We start from the raw sequence: 6,398 nt of genomic DNA, 5'->3' as shown, positions 1-6,398 counted from the left end.
TACTATAATTTGATATACTATGTACTTAATCCTTTTTAAAGCTAAAAAAGAATGATTTTACATTTTATTTATTGTAACATATAGTTTTTATTGAGAAATAATGCTTTTTTCTAAACTATATTCCTTGTATTTTCGTCGAACGGATTAAGAATTTGAAATTTCATCAATTAATATTGATGAGGTTTTACTTTTTACAAATAAAAAAAAACAGATCATTTCTGAACTGTTTTTTTAAAATTAATCTAGCTGACGCTAATTTGGTTAAGTTAATATAGTAATTTTACGCTTTATTTTTAATTTTTTACCCCTACACGAATGCAAATCTACAACAATTTCAGAAGCTTTTTTCTTCTTTATGATTTTTTTATCATTTCATTCTCACAACATCTATTCTTTTCCAAGGAAAATCCGCATAATTTCATTTTTCAATGAAACTATAGTTTATTGATTATATTTTTTGTATTTTGTTAGTACAATATTACAGATTTTTTCTTTACAAAACAAGAAAATTTACAAAAAAATAAAGATTTTTTCTTCTATACAAAACTGAATTTATTATAAAACATTGACAATTAACATATTGTGAGAATAATGGAAAATTATATTGCTGAAAATATACAACACTTAGTTAACAGAATGAACTGTTCTCAAAATGAATTTGGCGCCATGTTTGGTCTAAATAACGGAGCGGTTAACTCGTATGTTGTGAAAAAGGCTTTACCTAAAATTGAAACTATACAAAAAATTTGTACGTATTTTGAAATTAGCATTGACGATTTCATAAACAAATCATTAAACGAAATGAGTTATAAAAATACTGTACGCGAACCTTCGGAAGAAACATATAACAAAGCGAACGAACTCATCGATTTATTAAAACAATCATTACAGGATAAAGACAAAATTATAGCAAGTTTAGAAAGAGAACTTGAAAATTATAAAAAGTAATTTTCTATTTTAACATTTTTAATGTTATTTTTCTAGAATATTATTTTTATATTAAGCTTTTTTAAATTAGTTTTGTTTCTCAGTACATATAATTTATATTTAACCAACTTATGAAAAAAACAATATTACTTTTTGCATTGTTTCTAGGTTTTTCTATAACAGCTTCTGCACAAGATCTTAAAACTGAAAAGAAACTTGATAGAACCGAAATGATTAAAGGTGTGAATGAAGTAGCGTCTTTTTTAAAAATTGATTCTAATTTAAAAGATGCTTTCGACATGTTAGTTGATATGAGATTAGAAGCTTTATCTAATGCTTCAACAGATGCTGAGAAGAAGAAAATCAATGAAAATTTTAATACTAAAATTTTATCAGGACTTTCTCAAGAGCAAAGAACTCAGTTACAAGGTAACCAAGCGATGTACAAAAAAGTGATTTTTGAATAAAATTTTATTTTTAGTCAACTTTTTTCAAAACAAGACAAACATAAAAAAAGCTCCGAAATCGGAGCTTTTTTTATGGTGCTAACTTAGCTGCCAAATATTTTCCTATTTTATAAGCAAAGTAAATTCCGAAGAGTAAAATAACGTTGTTTGCAAAAATATAAAGCACATACAGCAATGGATTGTCTTCTGAATTCAAACAAATATCTGAAAAGAAACACACCTCAACCATTTGCTTTTGAAATTGAGCCATTACAAAACTAATGGCTAACAATCCTATCAAAACAACAGCTACATATTTTGGTCCATTACTTTTAGGTTTCTTTCCCGTTGGCTTAAAAACATTGCGCTCTTCTTCTGAACGAACATTGTTTTGTAAAGACCAAATCACTTTTTTTGCCTCGTTATCTACATCCATCTTTTAAAATCATTAAAAAAATATTTTGAGCAAAGTTCTCTGATTTTTTATTGCAACTCAGTAACTAAAGTTTCAAAGCCAACCGTTTTTTGTTCACCGGTTGCTAAATTTTTAATCGCATATTGTTGGTTACTTATTTCCTCAGCTCCTACTAAAATAGCAAACGGAATTCCTCTTTTATCAGCGTGTTGAAATTGTTTTCCGATTTTAGCATTATCAGGATATATTTCTACTTTGATTCCTTTTTGACGCAATTGCATTACCGCTTTCATCGCATATTTTGCTTCTTCTAAACCAAAGTTCAAAAACAAAGCTTTTGAAGTTTCGGTAACGGTTTCCGGAAACAACCCTAATTCTTCAATGACTAAAGCAATTCGGTCTAAACCAAATGAAATTCCAACGCCACTTAATTTACTTTTTGGATCAAAAATACCCGTCAAATCATCATAACGACCGCCACCACCAATAGATCCCATGGCTACACCTTCGGGAGCCGATACTTCAAAAATGGCTCCGGTATAATAGTTTAAACCACGAGCTAAGGTCACATCCAAATTCAAATTAGCCGATTGCAATCCAAGCTCCATTACGTTTTCGCAAATGAATTTCAATTCGTCAATTCCTTTCATTCCTTCTGCTGAAGTCGAAAGTAATTGTGCTAACTTCTCAATTTTTTCGGCAAGTGTTCCGGTGAAATTGAATAATGGCTGAACTTTTTCGATTGCTTCTTCCGAAATACCTTTGGTTACCATTTCTTTCTTCACGCCTTCTTCGCCTATTTTGTCCAATTTATCCAAAGCTACAGTAAAGTCAATCAATTTATCAGAAGCACCAATTACCTCAGCAATTCCCGATAAAATTTTTCGATTGTTGATTTTTACCGTTACGCCTTTTAAGCCCAAAGCCGTAAAAACAGAATCATATAATTGCACCAATTCCACTTCTTGCCAAAGCGAATTAGAACCTACCACATCAGCATCACATTGATAAAATTCTCTAAAACGACCTTTTTGCGGACGATCGGCACGCCAAACCGGTTGAATTTGGTAACGTTTAAACGGAAATTCGATTTCGTTTTGGTGTTGCACCACATAACGCGCAAACGGAACGGTTAAATCATAACGAAGTGCTTTTTCTGATATATATTCAGAAGTCAAATCAGACTTAAAATTATTACTATTATTAATAAAACCATTATATGTTTGAGAAGCTAATTCCTCTATTATAGAATTTAATTCATTTTTATCGGACACACTATCAGAAGTAACCAACAAACGAAATTTATTATCATTCATATCATCAAACAGTACCTCATTGATAACTTTTCCTATAGCCTCCCTTAACTTTTTTTCTAATTTTTTTGATACCTTGTCATCATCAAAATTCTTATTTCTTAAAATTTCTTCAAAAATTTTAAACGTTTCATTTATCAAAACTATGTTTCTTTCACTATTCTCTTTAAAATAATAATCTATAAGTCTTTTATAATAAGTCTTAAGACTAGAAAAAATTATTTTCCTATAATCATCAAAGAAATCTCCTGAATTTAAAATCTTAAAAATTAATCGGTCGCCTTCTTCTCCATATTTTCCCATCAACGTCTCTGAATTTTCAAAAGAAGGTGTTTCTATAGGTTGAAAACCAAATTTTTCAAAATTAGCTTTTATGGTACTGAAAATATAATTGCGTTTCGCTACTTCAATGGGTGAAAAATCACGCGTTCCCTTTGGTATACTAGGTTTTTGAGCCATTTCCTTTAATTTATCAAGTTGAAAGTTTGTCTAGTTTATAAAAATAGAAAGTCCATTTAATCGACTTTTTACTCTATTTTTTCACTATGCAAATATCGAATTTATTACTGACTCTTAAAAATTATACGTCTAATTCCTAATCTTTTTAGTATTTCATTTTTTTGTGTAACAAAACCCAAAAAGTAGAGTCTAATGGTGTATGCGTATAGGATTATTCAAAGAAAACTCGAAAATTGCCATTGATTCCATCAGAAGTCAGGCTTTGCGTACTGCTTTAACGGTACTAATTATTACTATTGGTATTACTTTTTTGGTTGGAATTTTAACCTTAACCAAAGCATTGGAACAAAACCTATTCGGAAATTTTGCTTCTATGGGTGCCAATACGTTTTCGATCAGTCAATATGATTTTTCAGCAGAAATTAACCAAAACGACAGCAAACAAAAACCTAATCCTATTATTACGTATACACAAGCCAAAGAATTCAAGGAACGATACAATTTTCCTATGACTTCGACTTCTTTGTCTTTTACAGCAGCTTCGAGTGTTGAAGTGAAATATTTAGACAAAAAAACAGATCCGGAAATTACTATTGTAGGTGTAGACGAAAATTTTTGTCCCAATAAAGGTTTGGAAGTCGTAAAAGGACGAAATTTCAATTCGTTTGATGTACAAAACAACAATTATGTTTGTGTTTTAGGTTCTGATTTTGAAAAAGGATTATTCAAAGACATGAATCCTTTAGATAAGACAATTTCTATACGCGGAGCGAAATTTAAAGTAATTGGAGTATTAAAAGAAAAAGGTTCAACTTTTGGCAACAGCCAGGATTTAAGAGTGTTGATTCCAAACCAAATTGCGCGTTCGCTTTTTTCGGCTCCTAACATCAATTATGACCTTTCTGTAATGGTCAATCAAGATGATTTACTGAACGAAGCGGTTGATGAAGCTATTGTAATGATGCGAAAAGTACGCCGATTGAATCCGGTTGAAAAAAGTAATTTCGGTATTGACCGAAGTGATGATTTAATTCAACGTTTAGGCGATAATATTGCTGTGATTAACATTGCCGCAGTAGTTATTGGCGCCATCACCGTTTTTGGCTCTACCATTGCCTTAATGAATATTATGTTAGTTTCTGTAACCGAAAGAACGCGAGAAATTGGTATCCGAAAATCATTGGGTGCTAAAAAATCGACTATTGCGTGGCAGTTTTTCACTGAAACTTTTATTATCAGTCAAATGGGCGGATTCTTAGGAATTTTACTCGGAATTCTTCTCGGAACCGCTATTGCACTCGGTTTCGGGTTTCCGTTTGTTATTCCGTGGATGGCTATCATGGCTGCGTTTATCACCACGCTTATTGTAACTATTGTTTCGGGATTATACCCGGCAATAAAAGCTTCGAAATTAGATCCGGTGGAAGCGCTGCGTTATGAGTAAATTTTAAGTACAATTTACGAAGTTAGAATTACGAAGTATTGTTTTAATTAAAAATTTAGCTCTTAGAATTTTGATTATTTCTTGATGTTTTTATTGAAGCTACAACAATAGCTAAAATTTCATTTCCTTCTTTTAAAAGATACTCTATTTCTGTTTTTAAATCTTTATCAGTATTAATTTCAGAAATAATTTCAAGGAAAAATAAACTCTCATCTGCTTCCTCCTCAACTATTTTTAATTTATTTATGAAATCTGCTGTTGATTTAGCACGCTGAGAAGCTCTATAATTTGCACCTACAGAACTTGAACATCTTATTAATTGATTTACATATGCGTTAAATTCTCTTGTATGTGGCAATTTTGAACACAACAAAGAACAATTTATTGTAAACTTTTTTGTCCTTGATTTCATATCTATTCTCATATCATTTTTAAATAAAAAAATCTCAAACTTCGTAACTCGTTATTCTTACCTCGTACATTTTATCATTCTATCATTGCCCATTAAATCTTTTCGAAGTTCGATGTTTTTGTAACCTAATTGCTGCAACATTTCAACAGTTTCCTGACCTAAATATTGGTTGATTTCAAAAAACAATAGTCCATTAGGTTTTAAACTTTGTAAAGCCAATTCGGCCATTTTTCGATAGAAAATCAAAGGATCGTTGTCTTCTACAAACAAAGCCAAATGCGGTTCGTAATCCAAAACATTTTTTTTGATTTCTACCTTTTCTAAATTTCGAACATAAGGCGGATTGGAAACGATAATATCAAAATTAGTTGACAGTTGACAGTTGACAGTTGACAGTTTTTCTAAATCTTCTACTTGTAAAATATCCGTTTGAATGAAATTTATATTGGTTTTATTTTGCCTCGCATTTTGTTTAGCAATTTCTAATGCTTTTTCGGAAACATCAATGGCAAAAACTTCGGCTTCAGGTAAATTGGTTTTTAAAGCAATGGGAATACAGCCGGTTCCGGTTCCTATATCCAAAATAGATAGCTCGCATCTCGACTCCGCTCGATGTGACAAACTTGGCTCAATATTTTTTTGACTTTTGACTTTAAACTTTAAACTTTCAATAATCCATTCTACCAGTTCTTCAGTTTCCGGGCGCGGAATTAATGTGCTTTCAGTAACTTTAAAAGGCAATCCGTAAAACCAAGCTTCGCCTAAAATATATTGAATGGGTTTTTCTTGCCGCAATTCCGTTATAATAGCATTCCATTCCGATTCATTTTCGATTTCGAAATCGGGATTCAATGTAAAATCGATGCGCCTTTTTTGATGTAGATGTTCCAATATCATAAAGAAAAAACTATCGATTTCGTCTTTATCATAAATAGAGACTAACTGATTTTCAAATTGTATTTTAAGCTGTTTTAGTGTCAAA

General features: G+C 31.0%; 7 protein-coding genes. 3 read left to right on the top strand and 4 right to left on the bottom strand.

The features are described 5' to 3' along the window. Positions 1–591: 591 nt before the first annotated feature. Both ACUSJC_RS15265 and ACUSJC_RS15260 read left to right on the top strand, forming a co-directional pair. The gene (locus ACUSJC_RS15265) at positions 592–948 is read left to right on the top strand and encodes a helix-turn-helix domain-containing protein (protein ID WP_449270430.1); all 357 of its coding nucleotides are present in this window, start codon (positions 592–594) and stop codon (positions 946–948) included. Positions 949–1,058: 110 nt separating this feature from the next. Beyond that, positions 1,059–1,394 carry a hypothetical protein gene (locus tag ACUSJC_RS15260; RefSeq protein WP_449270429.1) on the top strand — a complete coding sequence of 112 codons (336 nt, stop codon included), beginning with the start codon at positions 1,059–1,061 and terminating at the stop codon, positions 1,392–1,394. Positions 1,395–1,464: 70 nt separating this feature from the next. Here the strand turns inward: ACUSJC_RS15260 and ACUSJC_RS15255 are convergent, their stop codons facing one another. Together ACUSJC_RS15255 and hisS are read right to left on the bottom strand one after the other, a co-directional pair. Continuing rightward, positions 1,465–1,809: a hypothetical protein gene (locus ACUSJC_RS15255; protein WP_449270428.1), complete on the bottom strand. Its 345-nt coding sequence runs from the start codon at positions 1,807–1,809 to the stop codon at positions 1,465–1,467. A gap of 47 nt (positions 1,810–1,856) precedes the next feature. Continuing rightward, complete coding sequence (gene hisS, locus ACUSJC_RS15250) at positions 1,857–3,560, bottom strand: histidine--tRNA ligase (RefSeq protein ID WP_449270427.1); 1,704 nt, start codon at positions 3,558–3,560, stop codon at positions 1,857–1,859. A gap of 199 nt (positions 3,561–3,759) precedes the next feature. Between hisS and ACUSJC_RS15245 the strand changes: the two genes are divergently transcribed. Further along, positions 3,760–5,004: an ABC transporter permease gene (locus tag ACUSJC_RS15245; protein WP_449270426.1), complete on the top strand. Its 1,245-nt coding sequence runs from the start codon at positions 3,760–3,762 to the stop codon at positions 5,002–5,004. A gap of 55 nt (positions 5,005–5,059) precedes the next feature. Here the strand turns inward: ACUSJC_RS15245 and ACUSJC_RS15240 are convergent, their stop codons facing one another. After that, positions 5,060–5,428 carry a four helix bundle protein gene (locus ACUSJC_RS15240; protein ID WP_449270425.1) on the bottom strand — a complete coding sequence of 123 codons (369 nt, stop codon included), beginning with the start codon at positions 5,426–5,428 and terminating at the stop codon, positions 5,060–5,062. Positions 5,429–5,473: 45 nt separating this feature from the next. Then, positions 5,474–6,397 (bottom strand): peptide chain release factor N(5)-glutamine methyltransferase, encoded by a 924-nt coding sequence (gene prmC / locus ACUSJC_RS15235; RefSeq protein WP_449270424.1) that lies wholly within the window; start codon positions 6,395–6,397, stop codon positions 5,474–5,476. Position 6,398 lies beyond the last annotated feature (1 nt).

The sequence above is a fragment of the Flavobacterium sp. U410 genome (assembly GCF_053570605.1).
This window is presented reverse-complemented; position numbering and strand designations above follow the sequence as displayed.